Origin of the sequence: Sphingobium sp. IP1, assembly GCF_002708645.1 — a bacterium.
GTDB classification, from domain to species: domain Bacteria; phylum Pseudomonadota; class Alphaproteobacteria; order Sphingomonadales; family Sphingomonadaceae; genus Sphingobium; species Sphingobium yanoikuyae.
The window spans coordinates 1-249 of the sequence record NZ_NOIW01000282.1 but is presented as its reverse complement, the minus strand read 5'-3'; the positions used below and the strand labels follow the sequence as shown (position 1 = coordinate 249).

Here is a 249-nt window from a genome sequence, read left to right as displayed (position 1 = left end):
ATCGAGAAGGTCTGGGCCGATGGCGGCTATAACCATCACCGTGTCACCGAGGCGACCCGCATCACCGTCGAGATAGTCAGCAAGATCGCCGGGCAGTCCGGCTTCGTCGTCCTCCCTCGGCGCTGGGACTGTCAGGATTTCCGTGTGCGGCCGGGCGGTTGATCATCAGGCCGCCATGGCTCTGATGAAACGTTCGCCGAAGATCACGGCAAATTGCGCCTTCGCCATGGTCCACTCACGTGGTGGCAT

Annotated in this window: 1 pseudogene; it reads left to right on the top strand. The window is 61.8% G+C overall.

Annotated elements, in window-relative coordinates:
• A pseudogene (locus CG471_RS29965) lies at positions 1 to 141 on the top strand (IS5/IS1182 family transposase); the annotation flags it as partial.
• Positions 142 to 249: the final 108 nt, after the last annotated feature.